Origin of the sequence: Achromobacter insolitus (genome assembly GCF_002209555.1) — a bacterium.
Classification (GTDB): Bacteria; Pseudomonadota; Gammaproteobacteria; order Burkholderiales; family Burkholderiaceae_B; genus Achromobacter; species Achromobacter insolitus.
Window position 1 is genome coordinate 178,097 of the sequence record NZ_NJIF01000005.1, and the last position, 26,532, is coordinate 204,628.

32 protein-coding genes are annotated in these 26,532 nt (G+C 62.7%); 8 read left to right on the forward strand and 24 right to left on the reverse strand.

What is annotated here, in order from left to right; genetic code table 11:
- Positions 1 to 249: 249 nt before the first annotated feature.
- The 4 genes from clpX to loiP all read right to left on the reverse strand — a co-directional run bounded on the left by clpX (position 250) and on the right by loiP (position 4,543).
- On the reverse strand, positions 250 to 1,548 hold the full coding sequence (clpX, locus tag CEY08_RS18575; protein WP_042794085.1) for an ATP-dependent Clp protease ATP-binding subunit ClpX: 1,299 nt from the start codon (positions 1,546 to 1,548) through the stop codon (positions 250 to 252).
- 101 nt (positions 1,549 to 1,649) lie between these two features.
- Positions 1,650 to 2,303 (reverse strand): ATP-dependent Clp endopeptidase proteolytic subunit ClpP, encoded by a 654-nt coding sequence (clpP, locus tag CEY08_RS18580; protein WP_042794086.1) that lies wholly within the window; start codon positions 2,301 to 2,303, stop codon positions 1,650 to 1,652.
- Between the two features lie 4 nt (positions 2,304 to 2,307).
- Positions 2,308 to 3,618, reverse strand: a complete 1,311-nt coding sequence (gene tig / locus CEY08_RS18585; protein ID WP_076814274.1) for a trigger factor — start codon at positions 3,616 to 3,618, stop codon at positions 2,308 to 2,310.
- A gap of 169 nt (positions 3,619 to 3,787) precedes the next feature.
- Entirely contained in the window at positions 3,788 to 4,543 is a 756-nt protein-coding gene (loiP, locus tag CEY08_RS18590) for a metalloprotease LoiP (protein WP_042794089.1), read from the reverse strand.
- A 262-nt stretch (positions 4,544 to 4,805) separates the two neighbouring features.
- Here loiP and CEY08_RS18595 point away from each other — a divergent pair, with 262 nt between their 5' ends.
- Positions 4,806 to 5,354, forward strand: coding sequence for a TIGR00645 family protein (locus CEY08_RS18595; RefSeq protein ID WP_076814278.1), 549 nt, complete (start codon positions 4,806 to 4,808; stop codon positions 5,352 to 5,354).
- A 119-nt stretch (positions 5,355 to 5,473) separates the two neighbouring features.
- Here the strand turns inward: CEY08_RS18595 and CEY08_RS18600 are convergent, their stop codons facing one another.
- The 5 genes from CEY08_RS18600 to CEY08_RS18620 form a co-directional block, all read right to left on the reverse strand.
- A complete protein-coding gene (locus tag CEY08_RS18600) occupies positions 5,474 to 5,680 on the reverse strand; it encodes a cold-shock protein (RefSeq protein ID WP_042794090.1) in 207 nt (68 codons plus the stop codon).
- 329 nt (positions 5,681 to 6,009) lie between these two features.
- Positions 6,010 to 6,573: a DUF924 family protein gene (locus CEY08_RS18605; RefSeq protein ID WP_076814280.1), complete on the reverse strand. Its 564-nt coding sequence runs from the start codon at positions 6,571 to 6,573 to the stop codon at positions 6,010 to 6,012.
- A 231-nt stretch (positions 6,574 to 6,804) separates the two neighbouring features.
- The gene (locus tag CEY08_RS18610) at positions 6,805 to 7,008 is read right to left on the reverse strand and encodes a cold-shock protein (RefSeq protein ID WP_006220190.1); all 204 of its coding nucleotides are present in this window, start codon (positions 7,006 to 7,008) and stop codon (positions 6,805 to 6,807) included.
- 375 nt (positions 7,009 to 7,383) lie between these two features.
- Complete coding sequence (locus CEY08_RS18615) at positions 7,384 to 7,704, reverse strand: hypothetical protein (RefSeq protein ID WP_042794092.1); 321 nt, start codon at positions 7,702 to 7,704, stop codon at positions 7,384 to 7,386.
- A gap of 93 nt (positions 7,705 to 7,797) precedes the next feature.
- The gene (locus CEY08_RS18620; protein ID WP_076814282.1) at positions 7,798 to 8,196 is read right to left on the reverse strand and encodes a hypothetical protein; all 399 of its coding nucleotides are present in this window, start codon (positions 8,194 to 8,196) and stop codon (positions 7,798 to 7,800) included.
- A 125-nt stretch (positions 8,197 to 8,321) separates the two neighbouring features.
- Here CEY08_RS18620 and CEY08_RS18625 point away from each other — a divergent pair, with 125 nt between their 5' ends.
- On the forward strand, positions 8,322 to 8,621 hold the full coding sequence (locus CEY08_RS18625; RefSeq protein WP_042797148.1) for a DUF2513 domain-containing protein: 300 nt from the start codon (positions 8,322 to 8,324) through the stop codon (positions 8,619 to 8,621).
- 20 nt (positions 8,622 to 8,641) lie between these two features.
- On the opposite strand, the gene CEY08_RS18630 is transcribed toward CEY08_RS18625, so the two are convergent.
- The 3 genes from CEY08_RS18630 to CEY08_RS18640 all read right to left on the reverse strand — a co-directional run bounded on the left by CEY08_RS18630 (position 8,642) and on the right by CEY08_RS18640 (position 10,582).
- Positions 8,642 to 8,914, reverse strand: coding sequence for a hypothetical protein (locus tag CEY08_RS18630; RefSeq protein ID WP_076814284.1), 273 nt, complete (start codon positions 8,912 to 8,914; stop codon positions 8,642 to 8,644).
- A 99-nt stretch (positions 8,915 to 9,013) separates the two neighbouring features.
- On the reverse strand, positions 9,014 to 9,400 hold the full coding sequence (locus CEY08_RS18635; protein ID WP_076814287.1) for a RidA family protein: 387 nt from the start codon (positions 9,398 to 9,400) through the stop codon (positions 9,014 to 9,016).
- Between the two features lie 24 nt (positions 9,401 to 9,424).
- Positions 9,425 to 10,582 carry a DSD1 family PLP-dependent enzyme gene (locus CEY08_RS18640; protein ID WP_076814289.1) on the reverse strand — a complete coding sequence of 386 codons (1,158 nt, stop codon included), beginning with the start codon at positions 10,580 to 10,582 and terminating at the stop codon, positions 9,425 to 9,427.
- Between the two features lie 98 nt (positions 10,583 to 10,680).
- On the opposite strand from CEY08_RS18640, the gene CEY08_RS18645 reads away from it, so the two are divergent.
- Positions 10,681 to 11,586 carry a LysR family transcriptional regulator gene (locus CEY08_RS18645; RefSeq protein ID WP_076814291.1) on the forward strand — a complete coding sequence of 302 codons (906 nt, stop codon included), beginning with the start codon at positions 10,681 to 10,683 and terminating at the stop codon, positions 11,584 to 11,586.
- Between the two features lie 6 nt (positions 11,587 to 11,592).
- On the opposite strand, the gene CEY08_RS18650 is transcribed toward CEY08_RS18645, so the two are convergent.
- Together CEY08_RS18650 and CEY08_RS18655 are read right to left on the reverse strand one after the other, a co-directional pair.
- Positions 11,593 to 11,991 (reverse strand): RidA family protein, encoded by a 399-nt coding sequence (locus CEY08_RS18650; RefSeq protein WP_042794098.1) that lies wholly within the window; start codon positions 11,989 to 11,991, stop codon positions 11,593 to 11,595.
- 88 nt (positions 11,992 to 12,079) lie between these two features.
- Complete coding sequence (locus CEY08_RS18655) at positions 12,080 to 13,270, reverse strand: MFS transporter (protein ID WP_076814294.1); 1,191 nt, start codon at positions 13,268 to 13,270, stop codon at positions 12,080 to 12,082.
- Between the two features lie 93 nt (positions 13,271 to 13,363).
- Here CEY08_RS18655 and CEY08_RS18660 point away from each other — a divergent pair, with 93 nt between their 5' ends.
- The 3 genes from CEY08_RS18660 to CEY08_RS18670 all read left to right on the forward strand — a co-directional run bounded on the left by CEY08_RS18660 (position 13,364) and on the right by CEY08_RS18670 (position 15,912).
- Positions 13,364 to 13,948, forward strand: coding sequence for a TetR/AcrR family transcriptional regulator (locus CEY08_RS18660; protein ID WP_076814297.1), 585 nt, complete (start codon positions 13,364 to 13,366; stop codon positions 13,946 to 13,948).
- A gap of 118 nt (positions 13,949 to 14,066) precedes the next feature.
- Positions 14,067 to 15,509, forward strand: a complete 1,443-nt coding sequence (locus CEY08_RS18665; protein WP_084738565.1) for an MFS transporter — start codon at positions 14,067 to 14,069, stop codon at positions 15,507 to 15,509.
- A gap of 94 nt (positions 15,510 to 15,603) precedes the next feature.
- Positions 15,604 to 15,912 (forward strand): hypothetical protein, encoded by a 309-nt coding sequence (locus tag CEY08_RS18670; protein WP_076817772.1) that lies wholly within the window; start codon positions 15,604 to 15,606, stop codon positions 15,910 to 15,912.
- Positions 15,913 to 15,931: 19 nt separating this feature from the next.
- Here CEY08_RS18670 and CEY08_RS18675 read toward each other — a convergent pair whose 3' ends face one another.
- Entirely contained in the window at positions 15,932 to 17,578 is a 1,647-nt protein-coding gene (locus CEY08_RS18675) for a PqiB family protein (RefSeq protein WP_076814301.1), read from the reverse strand.
- Positions 17,579 to 17,748: 170 nt separating this feature from the next.
- Here CEY08_RS18675 and CEY08_RS18680 point away from each other — a divergent pair, with 170 nt between their 5' ends.
- Complete coding sequence (locus CEY08_RS18680; RefSeq protein WP_042794102.1) at positions 17,749 to 18,234, forward strand: GNAT family N-acetyltransferase; 486 nt, start codon at positions 17,749 to 17,751, stop codon at positions 18,232 to 18,234.
- 24 nt (positions 18,235 to 18,258) lie between these two features.
- Here CEY08_RS18680 and CEY08_RS18685 read toward each other — a convergent pair whose 3' ends face one another.
- The 8 genes from CEY08_RS18685 to CEY08_RS18720 form a co-directional block, all read right to left on the reverse strand.
- On the reverse strand, positions 18,259 to 18,567 hold the full coding sequence (locus CEY08_RS18685) for a hypothetical protein (protein WP_042794103.1): 309 nt from the start codon (positions 18,565 to 18,567) through the stop codon (positions 18,259 to 18,261).
- Positions 18,568 to 18,633: 66 nt separating this feature from the next.
- A complete protein-coding gene (gene kdsA, locus CEY08_RS18690) occupies positions 18,634 to 19,491 on the reverse strand; it encodes a 3-deoxy-8-phosphooctulonate synthase (protein ID WP_042794104.1) in 858 nt (285 codons plus the stop codon).
- A 92-nt stretch (positions 19,492 to 19,583) separates the two neighbouring features.
- On the reverse strand, positions 19,584 to 20,147 hold the full coding sequence (locus CEY08_RS18695; protein ID WP_084738566.1) for a cytochrome b: 564 nt from the start codon (positions 20,145 to 20,147) through the stop codon (positions 19,584 to 19,586).
- Between the two features lie 77 nt (positions 20,148 to 20,224).
- The gene (locus tag CEY08_RS18700; protein WP_042794105.1) at positions 20,225 to 20,914 is read right to left on the reverse strand and encodes an MgtC/SapB family protein; all 690 of its coding nucleotides are present in this window, start codon (positions 20,912 to 20,914) and stop codon (positions 20,225 to 20,227) included.
- Positions 20,915 to 21,129: 215 nt separating this feature from the next.
- Entirely contained in the window at positions 21,130 to 21,843 is a 714-nt protein-coding gene (gene aqpZ / locus CEY08_RS18705; protein ID WP_042794107.1) for an aquaporin Z, read from the reverse strand.
- Positions 21,844 to 22,075: 232 nt separating this feature from the next.
- Complete coding sequence (locus CEY08_RS18710) at positions 22,076 to 22,468, reverse strand: VOC family protein (RefSeq protein ID WP_076814303.1); 393 nt, start codon at positions 22,466 to 22,468, stop codon at positions 22,076 to 22,078.
- A 111-nt stretch (positions 22,469 to 22,579) separates the two neighbouring features.
- A complete protein-coding gene (locus CEY08_RS18715) occupies positions 22,580 to 22,909 on the reverse strand; it encodes a hypothetical protein (protein WP_042794110.1) in 330 nt (109 codons plus the stop codon).
- Between the two features lie 42 nt (positions 22,910 to 22,951).
- Positions 22,952 to 23,179, reverse strand: coding sequence for a cupin domain-containing protein (locus CEY08_RS18720; RefSeq protein WP_223306494.1), 228 nt, complete (start codon positions 23,177 to 23,179; stop codon positions 22,952 to 22,954).
- Positions 23,180 to 23,779: 600 nt separating this feature from the next.
- Between CEY08_RS18720 and CEY08_RS18725 the strand changes: the two genes are divergently transcribed.
- Positions 23,780 to 25,336 (forward strand): AAA family ATPase, encoded by a 1,557-nt coding sequence (locus CEY08_RS18725; RefSeq protein WP_076814305.1) that lies wholly within the window; start codon positions 23,780 to 23,782, stop codon positions 25,334 to 25,336.
- Here CEY08_RS18725 and CEY08_RS18730 read toward each other — a convergent pair.
- Positions 25,280 to 26,530, reverse strand: coding sequence for a terminase large subunit domain-containing protein (locus tag CEY08_RS18730; RefSeq protein WP_232033839.1), 1,251 nt, complete (start codon positions 26,528 to 26,530; stop codon positions 25,280 to 25,282). The genes CEY08_RS18725 and CEY08_RS18730 overlap by 57 nt on opposite strands.
- Positions 26,531 to 26,532: the final 2 nt, after the last annotated feature.

Sequence of the window (26,532 nt, forward strand, 5' to 3'; positions counted from 1 at the left end):
CTCGGTATGACTCGGCGTATTGGGGACGGGAAGTCCGGGTATACCCGGTCAATCCGCGTCAGTTACGTCTGTTATGGGAACAATAGCCGAAAATTCAAGATCTCGGCGCCTGGATAACCCAAAGGCTGAAAAAAACCGCGGGCAGCACCCTCAGTATGCAAGCGTCGCGCCTGCAGGAAAAGCGTGTTTGTACCCGGGAATGCGCCTTAGGCAAAAAAACCCGTTACAGGAACGGGCTTTTTTGAAATATCAGGCTGCTGCGTCGCGGACTTCACCGCGTTCCGGCTTGTCTGAAGCCGCGTCCTCGTCGGCGTAGATGAGCAATGGCTTGCCCTCGCCTTCGATGGCGCCTTCATCCAGCACCACACGTTTGACGTTGCCCTGGGAAGGCAGGTCATACATCGTGTCAAGCAGGGCCGCCTCGATGATGGAACGCAAGCCGCGCGCGCCGGTCTTGCGGCGGAGCGCCTTGCGAGCGATCGCCTTCAGGGCCGCAGGCCGGACGTCAAGCTCGGCGCCTTCCATGGCAAACAGCTTCTGGAACTGCTTGAGCAAGGCGTTCTTGGGCTCGGTCAGGATCTGCACCAGGGCCGCTTCGTCCAGCTCATCCAGGGTGGCGACCACCGGCAGACGGCCGACCAGTTCGGGAATCAGGCCGAACTTGATCAGGTCTTCGGGTTCGACCTCGGAGAACAGCTCGCCCACGCCGCGTTCCGATTTGGCGCGCACCGAGGCCGAAAAGCCGATGCCCGATTTCTCGGTACGGTCGCGGATGACCTTCTCCAAACCATCGAAAGCGCCGCCCACGATGAACAGGATGTTGGTCGTGTCGACCTGGACGAAGTCCTGGTTGGGGTGCTTGCGGCCGCCCTGCGGGGGCACCGAAGCGACCGTGCCTTCGATCAATTTCAGCAAGGCCTGCTGCACGCCCTCGCCCGACACGTCGCGGGTGATGGACGGATTGTCGGACTTGCGGGAGATCTTGTCGATTTCATCGATGTAGATAATGGCGCGCTGCGCCTTTTCCACTTCGTAGTTGCAGTTCTGCAGCAACTTCTGAATGATGTTTTCGACGTCTTCACCCACGTAACCGGCTTCGGTCAGCGTGGTCGCATCGGCCATGACAAAGGGCACGTTCAGCATGCGTGCCAGCGTCTGGGCCAGGAGCGTCTTGCCCGACCCCGTGGGGCCGATCAGCATGATGTTGCTCTTGGACAGTTCGACTTCGTCGCCCTTGATCTCGCCGTGGCGGATGCGCTTGTAATGGTTGTAGACGGCCACGGCCAGCATGCGCTTGGGCGAGTTCTGCCCAATGACGTACTGGTCCAGGAAAGTCTTGATTTCAGCCGGAGTGGGCAGTTCGGAACGAATCGCCGCGCGGGCCGTGGCTTGCGCCTCCTCGCGGATGATGTCGTTGCACAGATCTATGCATTCATCGCAGATGAATACCGACGGACCCGCGATCAGCTTGCGGACTTCATGCTGGCTTTTATTGCAAAACGAGCAATGCAGCACTTTTGCGTCTGCCGATCCCTTTTTTTCAGGCATATTTGTTTCGTATCTCAGGTAAAGATGCGCCAAGCCGGTTAAAGGCCTAGCGCATGCGCTTACTCAAACGTGGTGGCAGCGGGTTCGGGTCAACCTGGAAGTCAGCCTTCCGAGCGGGAGGTCATAACCTTGTCCACCAGTCCATACGATACCGCATCTTCGGCAGACATGAAGTTGTCACGTTCCGTGTCTATCCCGATGCGCTCCATCGTCTGGCCGGTATTGTCGGCCAGGATGCGGTTCAGGCGTTCGCGCAGGTCCAGGATCTCGCGAGCCTGGATCTGGATATCCGAGGCCTGCCCTTGGGCGCCGCCCGAGGGCTGGTGGATCATGATGCGCGAGTTGGGCAGCGTGAAACGCTTGCCCTTCTTGCCTGCCGCCAGCAGGAACGCGCCCATGCTGGCCGCCAGGCCGGTGCAAAGGGTGGACACGTCCGGCTTGACGAATTGCATGGTGTCATAAATGGCCATGCCCGCGTACACCGACCCGCCAGGCGAGTTGATGTACAGGGAAATGTCCTTGTCAGGATTCTCCGATTCCAGGAACAGCAACTGCGCCACGACCAGGTTGGCCGTTGCGTCATTGACCGGACCCACCAGGAAAATGAGCCGCTCGCGGAGCAGACGCGAATAGATGTCGTAGGCGCGTTCGCCGCGCCCCGACTGCTCGATCACCATGGGAATGTAGCCCAGGCCGGTGGGGGTCACCGAAGACCCGCCATTCATTGCCGCATAGAAATCGGTGAATCTCTGCATAGTGTTACGCCATCCCCATCAACTGATCGAAAGGCACCTTCTCTTCGGTGACCTTGGCCTTTTCCAGCACGTGCGCGACGACATTGTCTTCAAGCACGATAGCCTCGATTTCAGCACGACGCTGGCGGTCGGCCAGGTAATAGCTGACAACCTGGGCGGGTTGTTCGTAGTTCTCGGCGAACTCTTCGATGCGCGCGCGAACTTGCTCGGGCTTGGCTTGCAGCTGAGCTTGCTTGACCAGTTCCGACACCAGCAGGCCCAGGCGCACGCGGCGCTCGGATTCCGTGGCGAAGGCTTCGGCCGGGATCGGCACGGATTCGGCGTTCGGGATGCCACGCTGCTTGAGTTCTTCGCGAGCAGCGGCGACACGGCCTTGCACGTCGTTGTCGACCAGGGCCTTCGGCACATCGAACTTGCCGGCTTCGACCAGGGCGTCCATGACGCTGGACTTGGTGCGGCCAGCCGAACGAACCTTCACTTCGCGCTCGATGTTGCTACGGATGTCGGCCTTCAGCTTTTCGACGTCGCCTTCGGCCTGGCCGAGGGACTTGGCGAATTCGGCGTTCAGTTCGGGCAGCACGCCTTCAGCCACTTCCTTGACGGTGATGGTGAATTCGGCGGTCTTGCCAGCGACTTCCTTGCCTTGGTAGTCATCGGGGAACTTGAGCGGGAAGACCTTGCTTTCGCCAGCCTTCAGGCCGCGGGCGGCTTCTTCGAATTCCGGGAGCATGCGGCCTTGGCCCAGCACGAACGGGAACGCTTCGGCCTTGCCGCCTTCGAACGGCACGCCGTCGATGGTGCCGGCGAAGTCCAGCGTGACGCGGTCGCCGTCTTGCGACGCGCGGCCTTCACGGGCTTCGAACGTGGCGCGCTGCTTGCGCAGAACGTCCAGGGTTTGCTGTACTTCGGCGTCGGTGACGGCGGTTTCGTAGCGAGTGACGGCCAGGGCCGACAGATCGGGCACGGCGACTTCGGGGTAGACCTCGAACGTGGCGGTAAACGCCAGCGTGTCGTCGGCAACGCCGTCGGTCTTGGGCTCGAGGTTCGGGGCGCCGGCGACGCGCAGCTTGGCGCCATCGACAGCTTGTTCAAAGGCACGGCCAACTTGGCTATTGATCACGTCGTAGCGGATGCTGGGACCATGGCTGCGCTCGAGCATGGCGAGCGGCGCCTTGCCCGGACGGAAGCCGGGGACCTTGGCGGTCCGGGCCACGCGCTTCAATTGCGCCTGGACTTCCTTTTCGACGTCGGCCACCGAGACGGCCAGATCAACACGGCGCTCCAGGCCGGAGAGGGTTTCAACCACAGGCTGCATTAAAAGACCTATTTTCCGAGAGATAAAGAGATGACGGGCGGATAAACGGGGCATTTTACCGGAAACTTCCGGTCCCCTGACGCAAAGGGGCGCGAGCACCCGGATAAGTCCGGATACTCGCGCCCCGTTTTCCACCCGGGACGGGAGGATATACGCCTGTATGGATGGCTTACTTGGCCTTGGCGATGCGCTCTTCGATGTGCTGCGCGCGCTTGGCCGAGGACGGGTGGGAGCTCATCATATCGCTCTTGCCGCCGTCCAGCTCTGCCAGCTTCTGGAACGCGGTCACCAGGCCGCGGGTATTCAGGCCCTTGGCCTGAAGCTGGTCGAAGGAGTAGTCGTCGGCGGCGCTTTCCTGCGATTGCGAGAACTGCGCGTTGATGAACTTCTCGGTCAGGTCGCCCAGTTGCGACGAGCTCAGCGCGGCCACCGTGGCGCCACCCGCGGCGTTGGCGGCATCGCGCGCGGCGGAAACGGTGTAGGCGGTCTGCATCGCCTTCTTGCTATGGCCCAGCGCGACGTGGCCGATTTCGTGACCCACCACGCCCAGGACCTCATCGTCGGTCATCATGTCCATCAGGCCGCTGTAGACGCGGATGCAGCCGTTGGCCATGGCCCAGGCGTTGACGTCCTTGGTGACATAGACCTTGTAGCTGGCCTTCTGGCCGTTGACCGTGCCGCCCAGCTGCTTGGCGATCTTCTGCAGGCGGGCGTCGTACTTGCTGCCGGGAGCGGCGATCTTTTCCTGGGAATCGCTTTGCGCGCAGGCCTTATCCGACAGGGTCTTGATTTCGGCATCGCTCAGCGTGGCAGCCTGAACAACCTTGCTGCCGGCGCCGACCAGGCCGCCGATGTCCAGGGCCTGGGAGGCCGAGAAAGGGGCAAGCGCAACGCCCAGGGCGGCGACGGTGTAGCGGATCTTCATGGGAACAAACTCCTCTTTACGGGCTCTATGCGAACGAGGCCGCAATTCTATATACGACCAATGCACACCAAGCGTTTCGCCACACAGTTTCGCAAATGCCAGTTTTTCTTACATAAAACCCCAACGGGGTTGGCGCAATCATGCTAGCCGGCATCCCCGGACAACCGGATCCTTCATAAAAAATCGATAGCCACACGGCAGCGCCGCATTGATAGAATTGCGCCCGCCTTTTTCTGCATACACCAAACGGCTCGCACCCAAAATGATCCCGAATACCCCTCCCCGCCTGGGCCTGTTGCCCAGCCTCATCTTCAGCTCGCGCTGGCTGCAGCTGCCCCTGTACCTTGGCCTGATCGTCGCGCAGGGCGTCTACGTCATGCTGTTCCTGAAGGAGCTATGGCATCTGCTGACGCATGCCACCAGTTTCGGCGAGATGGAGATCATGCTGCTGGTGCTGGGCCTGATCGACGTGGTGATGATCTCGAACCTTCTGGTCATGGTGATCGTTGGCGGCTACGAAACCTTCGTGTCCCGCCTGCGCCTGCAAGACCATCCCGACCAGCCGGAATGGCTCAGCCACGTGAACGCCAGCGTGCTCAAGGTGAAGCTGGCGATGGCCATCATTGGCATCTCTTCGATCCACCTGCTGCGCACCTTCATCGAAGCCGGCACGCTGGGCACGCCCAACGCCCGCTTCTCAGAGGCCGGCGTAATGTGGCAGACCATCATCCACGCCCTGTTCATCCTGTCGGCACTGGGAATTGCACTGGTGGACAAGCTGGCCACCCCGACGCACAACGCCAAGCACTGAGCTGCACGCCGCCATCCCGCGGCATACCGCGCAAGCAGCAAAAAAGCCCCCGCACATTGCGTGCGGGGGCTTTTTTCTGGGCGGAACACCGGGCCTGCCGGCGCGCTGCCCTGCTCAGGTCAGGCCGCGACCTTGATGTTCTTCGCGCTGGGACCTTTGGGGCCGGTGCCGACATCAAAGGTGACGCGCTGGTTTTCCTGCAGCGACTTGTAGCCTTCGCTGCGGATCTCCGAGTAGTGAGCGAAAAGATCCTTGCTGCCATCATCGGGCATGATGAAACCATAACCCTTTTCGGCGTTGAACCACTTAACGATGCCGGTTGCCATGGAATGTCCTTGAACCTAGAAAAAGCGATTGCTCGCGGGGCGCCAGATCATCAAGGATGGGAGAGGAAGCAACCGCAGTACCACTGACGGCGACAAGTGAAACGCAGACCGCGTCGCTTGAAAATCTCGCTAAACCCAGTGTATTGGCGAACCCCGAAAAACGTCAAACATCTACAAGTTCCGCACAGCACCCGAAGCAACGGAAAACCAGGCCCGGCAAGGGTTCGGGTCCAAAAAAAGGCGCAGAATTTTCAACTTGGCACGCGTGGACACATGCGGATACTTGCTGCCGCAGACCTCGCCCCAGCGCCTTTGCCGAGGGTGGAATGCTATCCGGCGAAGCCGCCGGCATCGAGAAACTCCTGCTCCGCCTGCGTGGTTTGCCTGCCCAGCGCAGCATTGCGGTGGGGAAAGCGTCCGAAGCGCTTGATGATGTCGCGATGCAGAACCGCCCAACGCAACGACTCGGCGTCCAGCGGCTCCATCAGGGCCACGCCACGGTTCTGCGCCGCAAGATTTTCGGCGTGTTCGAAAGGCAGGTAGAAAAACTGGCGCAATTGCGGATCCACCGCCAAGTCATGGCCCGCCGCAATGGCGTGATCCGCGAAATACTGAGCCAGCGGGTCGGTCGCGAACATATGCGCGGTGTTGCGATAGGCGTTGCGGGGGAACTGGTCCAGCAGGATCACCAACGCCAAGGCACCGGTGGCGTCATCCAGCCACGCGTCCAGCTGGCGCGCCGCGGCGGCCATGTGGCTCGCTTCAAAGCGGTCACGAAAGGCGGCATCGAATTCCGCGCTCTTGCTGAACCACTGTTGCGGGCCGGCGTTGAGCCAGAATGCAACCACGTCTGCGGCTTGCGGAACAATCGGCGTGGTGGAAGGAGAAGTCATGAGAGCGCGGATCCTGGAGTCGAAGCAAGGCCGACAATAACAGAGACGCGCGCCGGATTTAGGGCTCATACACCAGAAGAATGAATCCGATGCGAGTTTGACGTCGAGAGATACTAAATCCTAGGGATTACCCTGGTATTACAAATGGGCAGATACTTTCCATGTTCAGGATGCATTGCCGCAGAAAACAAAAAAGCCCCGCGAAGGGGCTTCTACCGAAAACTCAGACCCTTACAGGACCTGGATCTTCGTGGCTTGCGGGCCCTTGGGGCCATTGGCCGTCACAAAGCTGACGCGCTGGTTCTCTTCCAGAGACTTGAAGCCCGAGCCCTGAATTTCGGAGAAGTGAGCGAACAGATCCTTACCACCCGCTTCCGGAGTGATGAAGCCATAGCCCTTTTCCGAGTTGAACCACTTAACGACGCCGGTTTCCATACTGTATTTCCTAGAGATAATGGGCAAATGCCCGGAGGTCACGAATCAATCAAGGAGGGGACAGTAGAACAATAACGCTGAGCCGGAAAAGGCACGGCACTGAACGAAAATCGCAACGCTTGTGATCGTGTGCCGACACTATCGTTAGGTTCCCCTCACAAGTCAACATAATCCTAAAAAATGCGTGCCAATAATGCAACAAAGAGAAACTGCACGCGGAATCCACACATTTTCATAGGCAATAAGGAGTCCTGCATAGGTGTTTACACCCACGCATCATAAAAAAACAATCAAGGCTTATATAAATGCCGCCTGCCCGCGTACGAGGATTTCTTCATACGCCGTTCGGGCTAGCACTTTGGTTTGCCGCCAGGCTTACTCGTCGATAGGTAAACCCAGCAGATCGAGCGCCGCGCCAAAAGCATCGGGGCCCGAGCAAAGGAAAACCGCCACGTCGCCGGGATTCATATTTTCCAGGACTTGGTCGATCTGTTCTTGCGCATTATCAACATTGTCGACAGTTGAGGCGTGTATGTCCGCCCCGGCTTCGACTTTTTCACGCGGCACGATGTCTGCGATCGCATTGAGGTCCGTCACGCCCACTAAGACGTAGACGCTGATGCTCTCGCCATCCAGCGTGGTGTGCAGCTCGACGCCGCCCGCTACGTCGGCAACCTGCCGACTTACTATTTCCATGATCCATCTTCCTTGATTTGCGGGCAGAGCCCGCCTGGGCACGCACCTTGCAGGTGCACTCGCACGCCCAGGCGCGACTATAACAGCCTTACGCTAATGCTTCTTGACAGTAGGACCAAGCGACTGCCGGGCAGCGCCCGACGTCGCCGCAACGGGGCGGATGCGCACCCCGGCGTCGGCCAGCGCGCGCGCCAGGGGTTTCTGGGCCGCCAGGAAGGCGTCCTTTTCGTCCGCAACCAGCTTGCAGACGAACAGCTGCGCCAGCAGTTGCGTGCGACGGGCCTTGCGATTGCCGGACTCCTGCGCAAGCCAGTCGCCGACCCACGCCGCGGCCGCATCGGCATCGCCGTGCAGCTTGACGTGGCCGAGCAGGTCGAACACGGTCACGCCTTCGATGCTGCCGTCTTCGTTGCGCGTGAGGAAGAGCTTGGCGGCCTGGCCCGAATAGCCGGGAATCAGCGCGAGGCAATCGCGCTCTGCGGGTTTCTTCATGGGATCTGCATGTATCGGTTATCAAGAACCCTGGACTGTAACCCGGCGGCGCGCCCTGTCGCGTCGCCGCAATGGATCTCTGCTATCGTCGCCCTATCCCTTAGCCCCAATGAATGGTGGACATCATGCAACGCGATTTCGATCTTGTCGTCACTATCCTCGGCGCCCTGCGCGACGCCCCCGGCCCCAACCTGAGCACGCACGACATCAAGAACGTGGCCTTGGCCCCGCACCCCGAAGAGCAAGGCCTGCAGCTGATCGCGCATCACCTGGACCTGCTGGAAGATGCGGGCCTGGTCAAGCAGATCAGCGAAACCGCGGCGACCGCGGGCGCCACGCGCTGGCGCATCACCTGGAAGGGCTATGACGCCCTGGAACAGGATGAAGAAGACGAGGACGACGAGGACTACGACGCGGAAGAATAAGGCGCGCGGCGCCCCGGGGCTCAGCGGCGCATCAGGATGCGCCGCGTGAGCAGCGACGCGGCCGCGCCGATCACCAGGCTGAACATGAAGGCGGCGATCGACAGCATCGCCGACAGATCGCTGAAGCCGCCGTGGCGGGACAACAGGAACACCGCCACGCCCACGACAGCCGCCAGTGCGGCGACACCCAGCAGCACGCGCTTGACGGAGCCCAGGCGGCCGCAAAACGAACCGCCAACCAGAGCCGCCGCCACCATCGCAGCCATCGACCAGAACAGGTATTCGTACTGCACGGGCGGTCTCCCACGTAGGTATTGAGGCGCAGGCATTATAGGCGTCCATGCGGACACCTCCGCGCCCGGCAGCCTGCCGGACAAGCGGCGCCAGCCGCCCTAGCCGACCGCCACCACGCTGATCTCGACCAGGGCCCCATAGTGCAGTTCGCGGGTGGGCACGACAGCCCGAGCCGGCCGGTGATCGCCCAAGCATTGCTCGTAAACGCGATTGACTTCGTCCCAGAGCGCCACGTCCGGGATGTACACCGTCACACTGGCGACCGCAGCGAGAGAGGCGCCAGCCGCTTCAAGAATGGCGCGGACGCTGCGCAGCGCCTCCCGCGTCTGCGCGGCCGCGCCGCTGGCCAGCGCCGGCCGCTCGCCCGGCGCCGCCGGCGGCAGGAAACCCAGCTGCCCCGAGACGAAGATGAAGCCGTTGGCGCGAACGGCCTGCGCATAATGGCCGGCGGGCGGCGTGGCCTGATGCGTATGGATGAGTTCCATGCGTGCCTCCGTGAAAAAAGGCGGCTACCAACCGCGAAACCGTTCCCACTGCGCCACGATTTCCGATGAATCCGGGCGCACGACCTGGTAGGCGTCGTGCTGGGCGCAAGTCGCGCAGGCGTGGTTGGGCACGATGCGCAGCTTCGTGCCCAAGGGCAGATCCGGCAAGACCGCCCCGCTGCCGGGACGAACCTTGATGATGCCTTGCTCCTGGTTGGTTTCGGCAAGCAGCACGTCGGGATAGACCCTGCCGCTCGCATCGCACACCAAGCCGTACAACTGGTCCACCCGCTGCCTGGCTGTGCCCCGGTCGCGCGACATGGCCATCCAGCCGGCGTCGACCAGAATCCAGCCCTTGTCGGGCTGATGGCCGATGACGGTGGTCAGCACGGTTGCGGCGATATCGTCCACCGAGCACACGCCCAGTCCCGCCATCACCAGATCGAAGAACACGTATACGCCGGCGCGGACTTCAGTCACGCCATCGAGATTGCGGGCGAAATGCGCCGTAGGCGTGGATCCCACGCTTACGACGGGGCAAGGCATGCCCGCCTGGCGGATCGCTTCGGCGCAAACAACGGCCGCACGGCGCTCCTGTTCGGCCATGTCGGCAATCGCTTCGACGCTATCGCAGCCGTATGACTCGCCGGCGTGCGTCATGACGCCTCGCAGGCAAGCACCCTCCTCGTGCAGGACCCGCGCAATCGCGAGCAGGTGCGCTGTGTTGCCGGGCTGCACTCCGGCGCGATGGCCGTCGCAGTCGATTTCGATCAAAGCGGGGATGGCGTCCTGCGCCTCGCGCGCCCGCCTGGCGACGGCGCGCGCCGCCTCCAGGCTGTCCACCACCACGGTGAGATCCACGCCGCGCCGCCGCAACGCCAGCACACGCTCCAGCTTGGCTGGCGACACGCCCACGGCGTACAGCAGATCGGTAACACCGGCGGCCGCGAACTGCTCGGCTTCCTGCAGCGTGGACACTGCAGCGGGGCCCTGCGGCGAGGACATGAGCCGGCGCGCCACGTCGATGGACTTGGGGGTCTTCAGGTGCGGGCGCAGTTGCACCCCGTGCCCGGTCATCAGCGCGTTCAGGCGCTGGATGTTGCGCATCATGCGCGTTTCATCCAGCAGCAGGCACGGTGTATCAAGGGCATCGAGGGAGGAAGGCGTGGCGCTCTGGCTCATGGCAGTCTCGGAAGATCGAATTGGAATGGCTGAAGTATGGCGCGGCGCCGGTTCCGCGTGTTTAATCTGGACTTAATCATCAATTAATCCGTGCCTGCATGATTACCACCGAAGACCTGCGTTTTTTCCTGAGTCTGGCGGCCACCCGTTCGTTGGCCGAAGCCGCGCGAGCCCTGGACGTGACCCCACCGGCCGTCACGCAACGGCTGCACACGCTTGAAAAACGCCTGGGCGTCAGGTTGGTCAACCGCTCGGGCCGCGGCACCGCCTTGACTGACGAAGGCCGGTTGCTGGCGCTGCGCGCGGAACAGATTTGCAGCGAACTGGGCGAGCTGGCGGACGAATTGGCAGGCCGGCGAGGCGTAGTCGCGGGCCATTTGCGCGTGGTCGCTCCCCTGGGCTTCGGGCAACGCTACATCGCCGGGCTCGTCGCCGAATTCCGCGCGCAAAGCACGGACGTCACAGCCAGCCTGACGCTGTCCGACGGGCCGCCGCGGCTCGCCTCCGACGACTGGGACGTCATGATCCATATCGGCGAACTGCGCGACTCGACGCTGGTCGCCTACCCGCTGGCGCCCAATCGCCGGATCCTGTGCGCGTCGCCCGCCTACCTGGCGCGCCACGGCGCGCCCGCCAAGCCCGAGGACCTGCGCGCACACGACTGCATTGCCCTGCGGGAAAACGATGAAGACGTGACCTTGTGGCGTTTCAAGCACGGGCGCGGCCCGGCCGTGGGGGTACGGGTCGCACCGGTGCTGTCGAGCAACGCGGGCGAGACCGCCGTGGAATGGGCCCTGGCCGGACACGGCATCATTGTGCGGTCGGAATGGGACGTAGCGGCGCATCTGCAGACGCGCGCGCTGATTCCCCTTCTGCCTGGCTGGAACCTGCCGTCGGCGGATGTGGTGGCCCTGGTCAAGTCGCGCCAGGAGCTTGCGGCGCGGACGGCGGGTTTCCTGGCTCACCTGCGCACCGCCTTTGCCCAGGCGCCGTGGCGCGGCTAGCTGCCATCAATCAAGCATTGCCTCTGCCTCGATCTCGATCAGCCATTCCGGCAGAGACAGACCGCTGACGATGACCCAAGACGAAGGCGGGGGATCCTTCTTGAAGCGGTCGCGCAACGCCTGCGCGATGACCTCCTGGTCTTCCCTTGCCGTTTCGCAGATGTAGATGCGCAACATGATCACTTGCGCCAGGGTTCCCCCGGCCGCGGCAAGCACACGCTCGACGTTATCCAGCGCAGCGATGGTCTGCTCCTGCAGCCCGGGCCCCACCGTGCGTTCATGGACATCGACGCCGACCTGGCCGGACAGCAACATACGGCGCTGTCCCGTAACGATGACGGCCTGGCTGAAACCGTATTGAACGGTATTAGGCACGGTATCGGGATTGACGACGGTTCTGGACATGGGCTTCTCCTGGGGGCGCGCGAACGGCTGCCGAAGCCGCCATTCTATCGACCGGCCTGTATCGACCGGCCTGTATCGACCCGCCAGATCAGGCGCGGGCGCGCACCGCTACGGACGCGCGCCTGACCGGCAAGGCCGCCAGCAGCACGATAGCGCCCGCGCATACCGCGGTCCAGAATCCCGCCCCCACACCGTGATGGTCAACCACCCAGCCAGCCAGCGCGGCCCCCGCCGCCACGCCTGCGCCCAGGCCCGTTACCAACCAGGTGAGGCCCTCGGTCAGCCGATGGCCGGGTACGCTGCTCTCCACCAGCGCCATCGCGATGATCATGGTTGGCGCGAATGACAGGCCGGCCAGCAACACTCCCAGCGCCAGCGTGAGCAGGTCGTTCACCAGCAGCAGCGGAACCGTCGTAAATGCCGTCACCGCAGCCGCCACCGCCAACAGCCGGGCAAGCGGCATCTGGAATTTCAGGACGCCGAATATCAAACCCGCCACGCAGGAGCCCAGGGCGTAGGCGGATAGCACCAGGCTGGCGCCGGCGGGCACGCCTTGCTGGCGGGCGAAAGCGACGCTCAGGACGTCGATGGTACCCACGATGACGCCCATTGCGGCCATCATCGCCAGAAGCAAGCGCATTGGCGGCATGCGCAGCACCGACTCCTGGCGTCCTTCCTGCCTGAACCGCACCGCCGGCGCGGTGGCGCGCTGCAGGACGAAAGCCGTGACGCCCACGGCGAGCAGCAACGCGGCAACCAGCGGACCGGCCTGCGGAAAAAACAGAACGCTTAGCCCTACCGCCAATGGCGGGCCAACGATAAAGCTCAGTTCATCGGCGACGGACTCCAGCGCATAGGCGGTGCGCAACTGCGGGCGGTCCCTGAAAATCTCGGTCCAGCGCGCGCGTATCATCGCGGGCATGCTGGGCAAGGCGCCCGCCAGCGCGGCAAAGAGGAACAGGGTCCAATCGGGCGAATTCCATTGCACGCAAGCCGCAAGGCCGATCAACCCTGCGATGCTGAGCCCCGCCGCGACGGGCAGCACCCTGCCCTGGCCGTGGCGGTCTACCAGACGGGAAATCCGGGGAGCCAGCAAGGCCGTGGCCAAGGCGAAAGTGGCGGCGACCGCGCCCGCCAGCGCGTAGGCGCCACGCACCTCGGACAGCATGGTAATGATGCCTATGCCGATCATGGGCAAGGGCAAGCGCGCGATGGCGCCGGCCAATACAAAACCCAGGGCGCCGGGCGCCTTGAACAACTCGCGATACGGATTCGGCACCGGAAACCTTTGAAGGAAATGGACAGCGGCATCGTATTCACATACGATGCGTATGTCAATTTACATACGTGCCGTATGTTTCTGGAGAGGAGCATGACGCGTTCCCGCGCCGAGATGATAGAAGCCACCCGTGCAAAACTGCTGGCCACCGCCCGGCGAGCCTTCCGCGAGGCAGGCTATGCGGCCACGTCCATGGATGATTTCACGGCGGCTGCGGGACTTACCCGCGGCGCGCTGTATCACCATTTTGGGGACAAGAAAGGCTTGCTCGCGGCGGTGGTCGAACAGATCGACGGCGAAATGGATCAGCGCCTGGCCACCATTGCCGCGCAGGCGCCCGATGCTTGGACGGCCCTGCGCGGCCGTTGCCGCGCCTATCTGGAAATGGCCGCGGAGCCTGAGATCCGGCGCATTGTGCTGCAGGACGCGCGAGCCGTGCTGGGCTCAGCAACCGACAGCTCGCAGCAGCAGTGCATCGCGTCCCTGAGCGCGCTGCTGCAAACAATGATGGACCAGGGCGTCATCGAAACAGCGGCGCCGCAGGCACTCGCCCGACTGATCAATGGCAGCCTGGTCGAAAGCGCCTTCTGGATCGCGCAGGAACCCGAGAACGGTCCCCGGCTGAATCAGGCCCTGCAGGCCCTGGATTTGCTGATGCGCGGCCTGCGCCGGCCCTGAATTCCGCTGCACGGGATCCGCGCAGCCGCCCCCGCGCTGCGTTTGCGATTGTCCCGCGGCATGCGTATTATCCAACGAAAATCTTGTTTAAATAATTCTCTCGAAGACGGATGACCGCATGAGCACCGGCACCACCCATGTATCAAGCGCGTCCTGGGCAGATCTGCTGCATGGGACCAATGCCTTGCGCTCCATCGCGCTGGCAGGCGGGGTGGCCTTGCACGCCATCAACGTCTACATCGTCACGACCATCCTGCCCAGCGTCATCAAGGACATCGGCGGGCTGGAGTACTACGCCTGGAACACCACGCTGTTCGTCGTGACCTCAATTGTCGGATCGGCGCTGTCCGCGAGGCTTATCGAAACACTGGGCCCCCGCGCAGCCTACCTGCTTGCCGTGGCGGTGTTCACCGTCGGATCCGTGGTGTGCGCGCTGGCGCCAAGTATGCCGGTGCTGCTGGCCGGACGCAGTATCCAGGGCCTGGGCGGCGGCATCCTGTTTGCGCTCAGCTATGCGTTGATCCGCCTGGTGTTCGCCGCGCCGCTCTGGTCGCGCGCCATGGCCCTGGTGTCGGGCATGTGGGGCGTCGCCACGCTGTGCGGCCCGGCCATCGGCGGCGTCTTCGCCCAGACCGGGCACTGGCGGCTGGCATTCTGGGCCCTGCTGCCGGTTGCCGCCGGCCTGGCCGCGATCGTCGCGCTCAAGGTCGGGGGCAAGGATACAGTTCCCCCTGCCCGGCCAAGTCCGCTGCCCCTGACCACCCTGTGCCTGTTGGTAGCCAGTGTGCTGGCAATCACACTGGCCAGCCTGTCAAAGGACTTGCGCTGGAATCTGGCGGGCATCGCCGCGGGGCTGGCGATTGCCGCGCTGATCGCCGCGGTGGACAAGCGCGCCGTAAAACGGTTGCTGCCCACCGGCGCCTACTCCATCGCCACGCCGCTGGGCTCGCTGTACGCCGTCATGTGCCTGGTGGTGGCTGCCATCACCACCGAGATCTTCGTGCCCTACTTCCTGCAAGTGATCCATGGAATGACACCCCTGGCCGCCGGTTACATGACCGCGGCCATGGCAGCGGGCTGGACCTTGGCCGCCATGCCGAGCGCCACGCGCAGCGGCCCGGCGGCCAACCTCCTGATGCGCCTGAGCCCGGTGGTGATCCTGGCCGCGCTGGCTGGACTTGCCTATATGACGCCGCGCCCGGCGCAATTGCAGTCGTACGCGGGCTTGGCCGTCTACGTGCTCGCGCTGGCCGGCGTGGGGTTCGGCATCGGCCTGAGTTGGCCGCACCTGCTGACGCGCATTTTCACGGCAGCGCCCGCCGGCGAAGAAACCCTGACCTCATCATCCATCACCACGGTGCAGCTTTACGCGACGGCATTGACGGCGGCGCTTGCCGGCGTCATCACTAACAGCGCGGGCCTGGCGGACCCAGGCGGCGTGGCCGGCGCGCAGCATGCGGCGCATTGGCTGTTTGCAGCGTTCGCGCTGGCGCCGGCCGCGGCCCTGCTGCTGCTGGGCCGGATCACTCGCGAGCGCAGGCCGGACACCGCCCGGAAATAGCAATCGACCGGAGGCCTCGATTTCCGCCAAAGGCGGTATGGAAGGCCCGAGCGGCTTTTGCTACGCTGGACTCCATCTGCAAGGGGTCCTCGCCATGATCAACAGAATCCGCGTGCTGACCATCCAGCCTTCGTCGCTGTCGGCGCGTTTTGCGTTCCTGGGTATCGCCCTGCGTTGGACGCTGGGCGCAACGCCCCGCCCATCGCGACTCGTGATCGGGCCGCATGATCTCGAACCGATGGGCTCCGAGGCGGCCTTCTGGCAGTTCGCCTTGCGCCATGCATGCACCGGCCGATCCTTCCTGGTGACGCGCGGCGACCGTTGGGACCTGGCGGCCTCCGTAAACGGCGACGAAGTCCGCGCTTTCGGCCGCAAGTTTGCCTTGCGGCAATGCCTGTTCTGATCCAGCCCGCTCGCCGGCGCTATCGCGCCGGCCGGCGTTGGTACTGCGCATCTGGCGCGCGGCCACGCAACAGCGATTCCGGATGCGCTTGCAGATAGTCCGCCAATTCACGCAAGGACCGGGCGGTTCGCGACAGTTCCTGCAGGACCGCGTTGGCATTGACCGGCAGGCCGGCGTCAGGACTCAACACGCCTCCAACCGCAGCCAGTGATTTGCTGGCTTGGCGCAGCATGGCTTGCGCTTCGGGAGCCAAGCGGGTATCCAGCCGCTTCATCAGGCTGGACGTGGCCCGCAGCAGCTGGCTCAGATCCGCGCCCAGCCCCTCGAACGGCACCCGGTCCAGCTTGGTCAGGATGCTGTTGACCTGTTGCTGCAACTGATCCAGGTTATTTGGGACGGTGGGAATGAAGGGGTCTACTTCCATCTTGAACGATACCGGCTTGGCATCCGGAAACACTGCCAAGGCCACGTACAACTGGCCGGTCAACAGGTTGCCAATGCGCAACTGCGCTCGCAGGCCCTGTTGGATCAACGCGGCCAGCAGCTTGCCGTTGGGATGCTCCAGCGAAGAGCCGGAGTACTCCTGGATTTCCTCGACCGTCTGGGCGCCCAGGCGTTCGGGATAGACCGTGGCTCCGACCAGCGCATAGAACTGCTTGATCGCCGGATCGAACTCCAGGCGGATGGAATCCACCTGGCCGATGGCCGCTCCATAGGCATCGATGGGAGCGCCGACCACGAGCCCTCGGACCGACTGGTCGAACCGCATGCGGATATGCAGGGGCGCGCCGTCGGGCTGCGCGCGGGCCGCGCTTTCGGATGAAAAAATGGTGAACTCGGCGTCCGGCTTGGCCGCCACGTGCGCATGCTGCTCTATGGTGTCGAACGCAACGCCGCCCACGATGACCGACAGCAAGGACTGCGATCGCACCTGCAAGCCGCGCGCATCGACGCTGAAATCCACGCCGCTGGCGTTCCAGAAGCGCGTGGCGCTATTGACGTAGTCGTCATTAGGCGCGTCGATGAACACCTGCACGTCGACGCCGTCGCCGCTGCGGTCCAGTTGGTAGGCCACCACTTGCCCCACCTGAATGCGCCGGAAATACACGGGGGAACCGATGTCCAGCGACCCCAGGTCGCGAGCCTTGAGCGTGAACCGCTTGCCAGCGCGGTCCTGAGCCACTTCAGGCGGCGTCTCCAGACCGACGAAGCTGGACTTGGAGGCCCGGGTCTCTCCTTCCTTGCGGAACCCGTCCGACGGGTCGACTCCAATATAGGCGCCGGAAAACAGAGTGCTCAGGCCGGACACGCCGCTTAGGGTCAAGCGCGGGCGAACGACCCAGAATACCGTCCCTTCCTGGAGCAGGCTGGCGGCATCCTTATTGATTCGCACGGTTGCGATGATGCCCGAGCGGTTTTCATTCAAGGCCACGCGTTCGACCACGCCGACATTGACTTCCTTATAGCGGACCTGAGTCTTGCCGGCTTCCAGCCCTTCGGCGGTCTGAAAGCTGATGGTTGCGACAGGCCCGGCTTCCATCCAGACGCGGACCACCAGCACCAGCCCGCCCAAGGCTGCGATGATGGGTACCAGCCAAATCCAGGACAGGCGCCGCCTTTTGCGGTTGGCGGCGGGCGTGCCGGCAGCGGTGCCAGGCTCAGGCATGGGAGATGTCCCCTGTTGTACGCGTCGGACTCGAGGGCAGAACGCTTTCAAGAATCGCCCCCGGGCGCTCGGCGCGCAAGTAAGGGTATTCCCGGAATTGGCGCAGCCGCCCAAATGCGCTTTGCCGGATTCACGGGTAGGATAAGGCCCCCCTAAAGCAGGAAGCACCCGTGACTATCGAAATTCGTCCGGCCGTCCCCTCGGATGCGGCCCAGATCCATGCATTCATCACCGAGCTGGCCGTCTATGAGCGCGCCGCCCATGAAGTGATCGCCAGCGCCGAGGACGTCGAGCGCACCTTGTTCGCCAAGGACTCCCCGGCCAAGGCCCTGATGTGCCTGCTGGACGGCAAGGCCATCGGCTATGCCGTTTATTTCTATAGCTACTCGACTTGGCTGGGCAAGAACGGGATTTATCTGGAAGACCTGTACATCACGCCGGAGCAGCGTGGAATCGGCGCGGGCCGCGACCTGCTGCGTCGCCTGGCGCAAGAAGCGGTGGCCAATGGTTGCGGCCGGCTGGAATGGAGCGTGCTGGACTGGAACACTCCCGCCATTGATTTCTACAAATCCATTGGCGCCCTGCCGCAGGACGAATGGGTGCGCTACCGGATGGCCGGCGACGCCTTGGTCAATTTCGCCGAGGGCCGGCGTTAGGCGCCATCCGCTGATCTGCCCGGATCAGAATTCCGGCAGGTCGAAAAGCGTGTAGAGGGTCGAACTGGGAACCGGCGCGGACGCGAGATGTTCGCGTCCGTCGTCATCCACCAATACGCGCACCGGCCGCGACGCCACGCTCATGCCGTCCTGGCTGATGGCGGTTTCGACGTCTGCGCCGTCCTTGATGGCCTCGATGACCTCTGATGCCGCCGCGGTCACGGGTTCGGTGACCCAGCCCGGAACGCCGCGTTCGGCCTGGCCCCAGCGCACATAGGCCACATGCCCGCTGACGGGCTCTTTGCGAACGGCGACGATCACATACAAAGACATCCAGGCCTCCCCAATGTTTGGCCTGGATCGTATAACAACTTTGCGCAGCCGTTATTACCGCCGGCGTCAGGGTTCGATGTCGATAGGGGCAAAGGACTTCACCAGGTCGTCCAGCATTTTCAGCTGGGTCAGGAAGGGCTCCAGCTTGTCCAGCGGCAAGGCGCTGGGACCGTCGCACTTCGCGTTCTTGGGATCGGGGTGGGCTTCCAGGAACAGGCCGGCCAACCCCACGGCCATGCCTGCGCGCGCCAGCTCGGCCACCTGCTCGCGACGGCCGCCCGACGCGGCATCCAGCGCCGAGCGCTGCTGCAGCGCATGCGTGACGTCGAATATCAGCGGCCGATTGCCGGACACTTTCTTCATCACGCCAAACCCTAGCATGTCTACAACCAGATTGTCATAGCCAAAGCTGGTGCCGCGATCGCACAGGATCAGCTTGTCATTGCCGGCCTCGGTGAATTTCTCGACGATGTTCAGCATCTGGGTCGGGCTGAGAAACTGCGGCTTCTTGATATTGATGACGCGCTGGGTCTTGGCCAGCGCCACCACCAGGTCCGTCTGCCGGGCAAGAAAGGCCGGGAGCTGCAGGATGTCGACGACCTCGGCCACCGGAGCGGCCTGCCACGGTTCATGCACGTCGGTGATGACGGGCACGCCGAACTCCTTCTTGACCGCTTCGAAGATCTTCATGCCCTCTTCCAGCCCCGGACCGCGATAGGAATGGATGGACGAACGGTTGGCCTTGTCGAAAGAGGCCTTGAATACGTACGGGATGCCCAGCTTGCTGGTGACACGCTGGTATTCCTCGCAGGCGCGCAACGCCAGGTCTTTGGACTCCAGCACATTGATGCCGCCAAACAGCACGAAGGGGCGATCGTTCGCGCAGGTGATCGAGGAGGAAATAAGCACTTCAGGGGCGGTCATGATGGGTACATCCTGTGGAAGTAAGGCGGTGATAGTGCGTAATGTACAACCTGCCCGGCCCGGCTTTCACCTCCCCGCTCGCTGCGCGCGCCTCAACGGCTGGAGAGCATGCGGCGCAGCACGCCGTCGCGCAGGAAGTAATGGTGAACGAGTGCGGCCAGCGCATGCAGCAGCGCCAGGACGATGATGCACCACGCCACGGTGTTGTGCAGCCCGCCGATAAAGCGGCGCTGCTCGTGGTCGATGGCAATCAGCGTGGGCACGTCGAACAGGCCGAAGAACGCGAACGGCTCGCCCTGCGCCCAGCGAAACAGGAAGCCCAGTACGATCTGGGCCGCCATCAACAGGTACAGCAATCCATGTACGCCCGTACTAGCCGCGCGCAGCCAGCCCGTCGCAGCCGCAGGCAGGCGCCGCCCCGCGCCCAGCCGCCAAATGACTCGCAGCACAAAAACCGCGGCGAACAACAGGCCGAAGGAAATGTGCAAATGCTGTAGCAGCCGCCGAGTGGGCGTGCCGCGCGGCAGAAATCCCCAGATTTCGGCCAGCGCAAACAGGCCCACCACCAGCACCGCCGTCAGCCAATGAAATGCGATGGTGGCCCGGTCATAGTGCGCGAGGCCGGGGGGCGCGGCGGAAGGAATCGGTGTCGTCACGGCATACGCTCGTCATCTGAAAGCAGGTGTGCAAGCGTATTGACATCGGACTTACGGCGTCCTGATTCGGACGGACATCAGGCATTGCCCGTGTCCGAGGTCCATCGGGCTGAATACGTCTGCGGCAGCAGACTGAGGCTGCCCACTAACTGTTCCACCCGCTCGTCCTCCTGGCGCATGGAATAGACCACCGCAGTCACCTCGGAGCGGCCGCCGTCGCGCTGCTGGCTTTCCACGCCGCGCAGCCGCAAGCTGTGCTTGCCCAGGGCGTTGAGCAGCTCTGCGCGCACCAGGGCCTCGTCCGTAGAAGCGCAGGTCAGGGCGATGTTGTAGTAGCGCTCTTCGGTTTCCGCTTCAGGCACGTAACGGTCCACCAGCCTGGCGCCGCGTCGCAACAGCACGTTGGTCACCAGGATCAGCCCCGTCACCGCGCTGGCTTCGGCCAGGAAACCATAGCCGGCAAGCACGCCCACGGCGCCGGTCGCCCAGATGGTGGCGGCGGCGCTCAGCCCGCGTATGGTCAGGCCGTCCCGCATGATCAGTCCCGCGCCGAGGAAGCCGATGCCCGTCACGACCTGGCTGCCCAGGCGCATGTCGTTGCTGGCGTCCAGCAGCGCCGGCAAAGCGGTATACGCGGCCGCGCCCAGCGAGACCAGCGCATGCGTGACCACGCCGGCGTAGTTCTGCCGCCATTGACGCTCGACGCCGACGGCGGCGCCCAGCAGCATGGCCTGTACAAGGTTGATGGCAATCGAGAATTCGCTCATGGGACGGATCGGGCTTTTTATTTTTCTGAGCCCGGCCCGGCGATACGCCGGGAACAGGGACAGGGAACTCGGTCCCATTATCGCCTGGGCGCGAGCACGGGTGCGTCAATGCGACGCGCGCTCGCGCGGGCGCGTTATGCGGCCAGGCGCCGCCGCAAAACGATCGGGCCGTGCCGGGGATGCGATCCCCGGCACGGCCCGATGACACGCTGGACTCAGGCGCGTTCCAGCGCCGGATCACTGACCAGCCGGTAGGCAATGGCGCCGACAATCGCGCCCACAATGGGCGCAACCCAGAACAGCCACAGTTGCTCCAGGGCCCAACCGCCCACAAACAGCGCGGGGCCGGTGGAGCGGGCAGGATTGACCGAGGTGTTGGTGACCGGGATGCTGATCAGGTGGATGAGCGTCAACGCCAGCCCGATCGGGATCCCCGCGAAACCGGCGGGCGCGCGCTTGCTGGTGGCGCCCAGGATCACGAAGATGAAGCCGGCGGTCAGCACGACTTCCGTCACGAGGGCGGACACCATCGAGTACTTGCCGGGCGAATAGGCGCCGTAGCCATTGGCGGCGAAGTGGCTGCCCTTGAGATCGAAGCCCAGTTTGCCGCTCGCGATGCAGGCCAGCACCGCCGCCGCCACGATGGCGCCCAGGACCTGGGCGATGACGTAGGGCAGGATTTCCTTTGCGGGAAACCGGCCGCCCGCCACCAGACCGACCGTGACCGCGGGATTGAAGTGACCACCCGAAATATGGCCCACGGCGAATGCCATCGTCAGCACGGTCAGGCCGAAGGCCAGGGCCACGCCCGCGAATCCGATGCCCAGCTCGGGAAAACCAGCGGCCAGCACCGCGGCGCCGCAGCCCCCCAATACCAGCCAGAACGTGCCAAAGAACTCCGCGCCGCAACGCTTAGCAAGCGAATACATTTCGACTCCCCGAAAAACGAAAATGCCACGGTATCGCGGGACGGCAATGGCTACTTTAAAGCAATGCAAATATTGACAATTCTTGTGCGCAGCCGGACGCGGGCACCCCTGCCCCAACCACGGTAACGTTGCCGGGCGAACGCGGGGATCGTCCGGACTGGCTAGACGGAAAGACGCAGTCGATGACGTCGCGCCTGACGCCCTGCCGCACCACGCGCAGCGGCGCCGAGGCTCAACCGTGCACGGGCGTGCAAAGCTCCACGAGCGTGCCGTCCGGGCACCGCACGTAGGACACGACCTGTCCCCAGGGCTTGGCCGCCGGGGCGCTCATTTCCGTTGCGCCTGCGGCCAGCGCCCTGGCATGCGCGGCAGCAACGTCATCGGTCACGAAAGCCACTTCCATGCCCAGGGGCTCGGCCGACGCGGAGGCCGCCACATGGCCGCCGGGGAAATTCGTCCCGGCCAGCTCATGCGCGGCGAAAGACAGCGTGGTCTGGCCGGTTTCCAGTTCGCCGTAGGTCTGGGATTCATGCAGAAAACGCCTGACGAAACCGAATGCCTGTTCGAAAAACGACAGCGATGCGGCGACGTCGGGGACGTAGATGATGGTGTATCCGAATTTCATGGCGCGTCCTGAGAGATGAACGAAGGGGAATGGGCAAGGCTGGGGTGCATCAGTTTACTGTTTATTTATACAGTATTTGGATTTCAAAGCACAGCCCTGGTGTGTCCGCCTTTACGCCATCTGTTCTTCCAGGCCGCTGCTGGACCACCGGTCCACATCCCGGATCAGATACAGCACGAATTTGGTGTACGCCACGTCCAGCGCCAGCACCCAGGTCGTGCTGTCCGAGCGCGCGCATGACGCGCGGATCGCGCAGTCCAGCGTTTCGGCCAGATGACTCACCGTCGTGCCCGACATCCGAAAACAGATCGGCGCCTGGCAGGAATGGCGGTGGGCATGCCGCAGCGCGGTGTCGCGCGCCTGCGCCGTGGCCTGTGTGTTGGCCACGTCACGCAGCAACCTGTTCAGGATTTCGCACCAGTCGGCCAGCAACTCATGCACGGCTCACCTCGCAGGGAACACGGATGGGGGTGGAAGGAGTGGCTAGGCGGCGTGCAACACGGTCACCAGCACGGTGGCATCGCGCACGCCCTGCAATGCGTGCGGCTCGTGGGCAGCCAGCGCCATGAGCTGGTTCTCGCGCAGTTGATGGATCCCCGCAGGCGAGGTCACCTCCACCTCGCCGGTGAGGCAATGGATAGTGATTTCGCCTGCCACGGCGTGTTGCGGCAGCCCCCTGCCCGCGGGCAGCACCAGTTGCAGCAATTGCATGTGCGCCGTCTTCATCAAACTGACGCTGACGGCCTCCCCGTGTTCACAGTGGAGGGTACGAAGGTCGATAACATCCAGAAAAGCAGCGTGCTTGAGTGCCATGAAGGGCTCTCCCTAAGGTGCTGTTATTTGTGGTGCTGATCAGGGTGCTGCTTGAGGCGCGGTGAGCGGCTGATTTGGCGGGTGATTGGGAGGGTGTTTGGGTGAGTGATCACGCGGCGGTTTCACCCCCATCTACCGGCAAGCCTCCACCGAAGAGCGCGAAGATATATCAAAAATATGCTTTCGGCACGGGAGGTTATCCCTAGGGTGCAAGATCGGCGGGGTAAAAGAAAAGCCCCCCGACACGAATGCCGAGGGGCTTGCAGGACAATGTTAAGAGCCAACACAGTGGTCAAACATTGCCCGAATTGGGTGGTGCGTAGGAGGGGACTCGAATAACTAACAACGACGGGTCTTCGCGAGAAAATTGGGGCCCATTTGGGGCCAAAAAAGATTTAGGTAATAGTGGGACCGCTAGCTTCCACGTATCTAGGCCTTTTGCCGGATGTTGTCGCATTCTGTAGTATTTGTGCATTCACCAGCACACCTGAGGCAACGATGTCGTACCGCGAGTCCAACCTTGATCGTAGATGTCGCGAGCGTTTCGATAGTAACTACAACCAAATGCTGCGCGCGGTTAAGCTTATTGAGGGACGCTTGCGTGGTCTGAAACCCTTTCGGCTGGAGCTTAACTTCCCGATCACCGCGATTGCCGGGAAAAATGGCTCGGGCAAGTCTACGCTCCTCGCTATGGTCTGCTGCGCCTTCCATAGCAGTCCTGGCGGATTCAAATTGGCACGGCGGTCAAAGCCCTACTACCGCTTCTCAGACTTTTTCATGCAGCGCAACGAAGAAGGCGAAGCGGCCGACACCGAAATCTTTTACACCATAGCTCACAACGATTGGGCGCCCGATGACGAGCGACCGGATGGCAACGGCCTCGGCGACCAACGCCGGTGGAAGAAAAAAGGCGGCAAGTGGAACGACTATGACCGCCGCATAGAACGAAATGTCGTGTTTCTCGGGATCGAGCGCGTTGTTCCACACATCGAACGCAGTCAATCGAGATCCTATCGACAACGGTTCAAGGCGGGTGCCACCCAGAGCTGGGAAGACCAAGCAAGGCGCTCGGTTAGTTTCGTGCTCAATCGCACCTACGTGAGCTTCGGCACATTGAGCCATCAACGGTACACCTTACCGATTGTCTCTGTAGGAAAGACAACCTATTCCGGGTTCAACATGGGCGCCGGGGAAAATGCACTGTTCGACATTTTCTCGACGATCTATCGATGTGGGGCGAATGCCCTCATCGTCATTGACGAGATCGAACTCGGATTGCACGTCGCGGCGCAACGCCGCCTAATTGAGGAGCTTAAACGTGCGTGCGTTGCCCTGGGATGCCAGATCGTATGCACCACGCATTCCAAGGAGATTTTTGACAGTCTCCCGGACGATGCGCGCGTGCTACTCGAATCACGAAACGGATCGACGATCATCCAGCCGGGCGTCACATCTCAGTATGCATTCGCAAAGATGGGAGGCAAGGAAGCCCACGAGCTCGAGATCATGGTCGAAGATAACGTAGCCAAAACGATTGTGCTCAATGCGCTAGACGCTGAACTCCGCACAAGGGTAAAGGTCACGCAGATCGGCTCTGCCGGGGTTCTGACTAGACAGTTGGCTGCGACTTATCTGCGCAAAGAGAAGATCCCCATCCTCGTTGTTTTTGACGGGGAGCAACGCAACCTCGCCAGCAAGAACGCAAAAACCGCCGCAAAGCTCTTGGAGACTGAGGATCCAGCGTTCGCGGAGTGGTTTGCAGAACATTCCTGCTACTTGCCCGGAGACACTTGGCCTGAGGCTTGGTTGGTCCAAAAGATGCGGGAAAACGTCGAGGTGCTTGCAGGCGAGCTCAAGGTAGACCAGGGAGCGTTGGTGGACGCGATTGAGGAAGCACAGCAGGCCGGCAAACACAATGAATTCTATTCGCTCTCCGAAAGCCTCGGCTTTAACGACAGGTCCAATCTACTCTCTATCGTGAGTTCGAAGGTAAGTCAGCTAGCGCACGCTGAATTTGCAAATTTGATGACAGGTATCCAGCGCTTCTTGAAGTAGCTTGACGCGCAGTTCGCGTTGCTGACGGCGGGAAACGTACCGCAAGTGTTTAAGCCGTCCTTGGAGATTTTTGGGGCCATTTTGGGGCCTGCGCGTTGCGCTTTGACGGGGCCTGATCTGAGCCCCGAACAGGAGAGTGCATGCGTCTGCACAAAGGTAACGGACACGACGCTGACCGCACAGCCATATACTGCAAAGGTATGCGGGAGCGCCTAATGTGCAGCCACTATCAGACCTTGAAGGATGCCGAAAAGCTGCTGAAGCGGTTCGGCGCGCATGCGCCCGAGCGACCATACGCCTATGACATGCACAAAGGCTATAGTCAATCGTCTTTGACCGACCCAGGCCAGGATTCGCCTTTACCCACACCTCCTCATCAAAAGGGTCATCACCGGAGTCGAGCGTATAGACGTAGCCGAAGAAGCTGTCATCCTCCCGCTCGCCTCGAAGTACCGAGATAAGGTACGAACGCACCTCTGTGCAAATGCCGTCGAGGATAAAGCCCGCCGTCGTGATCGCCGACAACAATGGCTGCTCGCGCGCGCCAAATCCCGACTCGAGCACGTCCCACTGCTCCCGCGATCGCTGCGCGTGCAGCTCGTCGTACAGCACGGCTGAAGGGTTAAAGCCGTCCTGGGCGTCCGCGTTGCTGGCTATTGGCTTGAACACGGACGCGCCCGCTTCGATGCGCTCTTGGTTTTGCCCCTCGAAGATCCGGAATGAGCGTTTCACGCCCGCCGACTTCCTCGCCCAACGCCGGAAGTTCTCGAACGCTGGCCGAAAGACCGTCATAGCCTGCTCGCGCGTGGTTGCGACGGCATAGACTTCCGCGCCGGGCTCCCCATCCATCATGAACAGGTACGCACCCTGGGGAGCCTTCCACGTTGACTTGCCGTTCTTCCGCGCGACCTCCTCATACGCACGAGTAAACCGCCGAAGTCCGGTGCCAGCCCGGCGCCAACCGTACAGCACTGCGGTCCAGAACTTTTGCCATGGGTCCAACAGAATCGGCTGACCGGCGAGTCGCCCCTTCACATGCACGAAGTACTTTTCGATGTACTCGATCATGTGCCAGGCGTGAGACGGACTGAAGTACAGATTTCGCTTTGCAGACGTCTGCAAATCACGGTAATGCCGCTCGACGGCAAGCATCACGAGTTCACCAACCACCAACTCGCCGCGCAGGACGGGCACGC

Coding starts and splice junctions, on each gene's coding strand:
- clpX (WP_042794085.1), bottom strand. CDS start 1,548: ATGCCTGAAAAAAAGGGATCGGCAGACGCAAAAGTGCTGCATTGCTCG.
- clpP (WP_042794086.1), bottom strand. CDS start 2,303: ATGCAGAGATTCACCGATTTCTATGCGGCAATGAATGGCGGGTCTTCG.
- tig (WP_076814274.1), bottom strand. CDS start 3,618: ATGCAGCCTGTGGTTGAAACCCTCTCCGGCCTGGAGCGCCGTGTTGAT.
- loiP (WP_042794089.1), bottom strand. CDS start 4,543: ATGAAGATCCGCTACACCGTCGCCGCCCTGGGCGTTGCGCTTGCCCCT.
- CEY08_RS18595 (WP_076814278.1), top strand. CDS start 4,806: ATGATCCCGAATACCCCTCCCCGCCTGGGCCTGTTGCCCAGCCTCATC.
- CEY08_RS18600 (WP_042794090.1), bottom strand. CDS start 5,680: ATGGCAACCGGCATCGTTAAGTGGTTCAACGCCGAAAAGGGTTATGGT.
- CEY08_RS18605 (WP_076814280.1), bottom strand. CDS start 6,573: ATGACTTCTCCTTCCACCACGCCGATTGTTCCGCAAGCCGCAGACGTG.
- CEY08_RS18610 (WP_006220190.1), bottom strand. CDS start 7,008: ATGGAAACCGGCGTCGTTAAGTGGTTCAACTCGGAAAAGGGCTATGGC.
- CEY08_RS18615 (WP_042794092.1), bottom strand. CDS start 7,704: ATGGAAATAGTAAGTCGGCAGGTTGCCGACGTAGCGGGCGGCGTCGAG.
- CEY08_RS18620 (WP_076814282.1), bottom strand. CDS start 8,196: ATGAAGAAACCCGCAGAGCGCGATTGCCTCGCGCTGATTCCCGGCTAT.
- CEY08_RS18625 (WP_042797148.1), top strand. CDS start 8,322: ATGCAACGCGATTTCGATCTTGTCGTCACTATCCTCGGCGCCCTGCGC.
- CEY08_RS18635 (WP_076814287.1), bottom strand. CDS start 9,400: ATGGAACTCATCCATACGCATCAGGCCACGCCGCCCGCCGGCCATTAT.
- CEY08_RS18640 (WP_076814289.1), bottom strand. CDS start 10,582: ATGAGCCAGAGCGCCACGCCTTCCTCCCTCGATGCCCTTGATACACCG.
- CEY08_RS18645 (WP_076814291.1), top strand. CDS start 10,681: ATGATTACCACCGAAGACCTGCGTTTTTTCCTGAGTCTGGCGGCCACC.
- CEY08_RS18650 (WP_042794098.1), bottom strand. CDS start 11,991: ATGTCCAGAACCGTCGTCAATCCCGATACCGTGCCTAATACCGTTCAA.
- CEY08_RS18660 (WP_076814297.1), top strand. CDS start 13,364: ATGACGCGTTCCCGCGCCGAGATGATAGAAGCCACCCGTGCAAAACTG.
- CEY08_RS18665 (WP_084738565.1), top strand. CDS start 14,067: ATGAGCACCGGCACCACCCATGTATCAAGCGCGTCCTGGGCAGATCTG.
- CEY08_RS18670 (WP_076817772.1), top strand. CDS start 15,604: ATGATCAACAGAATCCGCGTGCTGACCATCCAGCCTTCGTCGCTGTCG.
- CEY08_RS18675 (WP_076814301.1), bottom strand. CDS start 17,578: ATGCCTGAGCCTGGCACCGCTGCCGGCACGCCCGCCGCCAACCGCAAA.
- CEY08_RS18685 (WP_042794103.1), bottom strand. CDS start 18,567: ATGTCTTTGTATGTGATCGTCGCCGTTCGCAAAGAGCCCGTCAGCGGG.
- kdsA (WP_042794104.1), bottom strand. CDS start 19,491: ATGACCGCCCCTGAAGTGCTTATTTCCTCCTCGATCACCTGCGCGAAC.
- CEY08_RS18700 (WP_042794105.1), bottom strand. CDS start 20,914: ATGAGCGAATTCTCGATTGCCATCAACCTTGTACAGGCCATGCTGCTG.
- aqpZ (WP_042794107.1), bottom strand. CDS start 21,843: ATGTATTCGCTTGCTAAGCGTTGCGGCGCGGAGTTCTTTGGCACGTTC.
- CEY08_RS18710 (WP_076814303.1), bottom strand. CDS start 22,468: ATGAAATTCGGATACACCATCATCTACGTCCCCGACGTCGCCGCATCG.
- CEY08_RS18720 (WP_223306494.1), bottom strand. CDS start 23,179: ATGCAATTGCTGCAACTGGTGCTGCCCGCGGGCAGGGGGCTGCCGCAA.
- CEY08_RS18725 (WP_076814305.1), top strand. CDS start 23,780: ATGTCGTACCGCGAGTCCAACCTTGATCGTAGATGTCGCGAGCGTTTC.